The sequence below is a fragment of the Bacteroides sp. AR20 genome, assembly GCF_964250605.1.
Classification (GTDB): domain Bacteria; phylum Bacteroidota; class Bacteroidia; order Bacteroidales; family Bacteroidaceae; genus Bacteroides; species Bacteroides uniformis.
Genome location: NZ_CAXUGK010000068.1, coordinates 1 through 1,419, shown reverse-complemented (window position 1 = coordinate 1,419; position 1,419 = coordinate 1). Strand labels below are relative to the sequence as shown.

The following is a 1,419-nucleotide window of genomic DNA, read 5'->3' as shown; positions in this document are numbered from 1 at the left end:
GGGTCAACGTAACAATCTGAGGTATTTTATATTTAAGCATATAATTTAGCAAGTCTATATAAGAAAAAAGCTCTATCTCTTACTCCTCTGAACTGTGCTCTAAATGCTTTGATTTTAGCATTGAATGACTCTGCTGCGGCATTGGTTGCCCTCCTTTCAAAAAAATTGATTATATTCAGATAATGTGTTTGTATAGAACGTGCGACCCTTCCAAAGGTGAGGAACCCTGATTTATCTACTTCATCATACCACCTTGCCAGCCTTGTCAAAGCAATATCCTTAAACTTACACTGATGATAGATTAAGCCTAACCGCATAGACAGATAATATCCTTTCTTTATATCGGGATATTCCTTGAAAAGAATTTCAGCTCGTATTCTTTGAGACTGAGTCCATAAGGATTCCTTCTTGTAAAGCAGATAAATGCTTCTCGCTAACAACTGCTTTCTTGTATCTCCATTAGCGAAAACAGGTGCATGATACATCTTTCCACAGGCCTTTGCATAAGCAATCTGAGTGGACTCTTCATCCAAAGCCTCCCAGCGAGCTTTTACACGCATCTCCTGCACCGCTTCATAAGCTAACTTCTGTACGTGAAAGCGATCGGTAACACGTTTGGCCGCAGGAAAGCAGATGCGGGCAATCTGCTCCATGTTAGGAGCCATATCCAAAGTAATCTCGCGCACTTGGTAACGGCGGAGACGGGATAGCTTAAGCAGGACAGAAGTGACCGTATGAACGTCCGTACCTTTAATGATAGCAATCATACTACCTTTACCACCGTGAGCTTCTTTATTGATCAGTACAGTATAGAGTTCTCCACGCGAGAGGGCTACCTCATCAATACAGATATAAGCACCGATATTCTTTTCGAATAGTAGCCAATCCTCTGCATGAACAAGTTGGTCCCAATGGAGATAACCACTTAGATGGTTACGGTATTGACGCTCCAATAAATCTCCGTCAACTCCATATAAAACACCTAAGAGCTTACAACTGATCGGATAGCTATCAATATAGTTCTTTTAAAAAAGACGCAAAATCTTGCGTCATACGAGTACCTTCAGCCACCATACGCCAGTTACGAGAGATATACTCATTATGCTTCTTTAAGATCCAGCGACGACGACGAATATTAAGGAAGACCTTCTTGCCACGAAGAGGAAAATCCTGAACAATAACAGGATCATAAAAGCCTTTACTCTCAGTATCCTGATCTGCATACTTCTCAGGAACGATATTTTTTTCCTCAAGGTAGATCACAACTTCATTTACGCTTTCCTTCACATCAACAAGAGCAAAGTACTCTAAAGTGCCTTCAGGAAGAAGAAGGCGATAACCGTTTAACTCCATAAGCTATGAATTTGGAGACAAAGATAATAATTTATAAATTTACCCCTCAGGTTTTTACATTGACCC

The 1,419-nt window shown here is 40.5% G+C and carries 2 protein-coding genes; both read right to left on the bottom strand.

Features of this window, described 5'->3' with window-relative positions:
* Positions 1 to 32 precede the first annotated feature (32 nt).
* Positions 33 to 953: a transposase gene (locus ACESTD_RS18390; protein WP_005837189.1), complete on the bottom strand. Its 921-nt coding sequence runs from the start codon at positions 951 to 953 to the stop codon at positions 33 to 35.
* Positions 954 to 1,011: 58 nt separating this feature from the next.
* Positions 1,012 to 1,353, bottom strand: coding sequence for a hypothetical protein (locus ACESTD_RS18385; protein WP_005837572.1), 342 nt, complete (start codon positions 1,351 to 1,353; stop codon positions 1,012 to 1,014).
* Between the last annotated feature and the right edge of the window lie 66 nt (positions 1,354 to 1,419).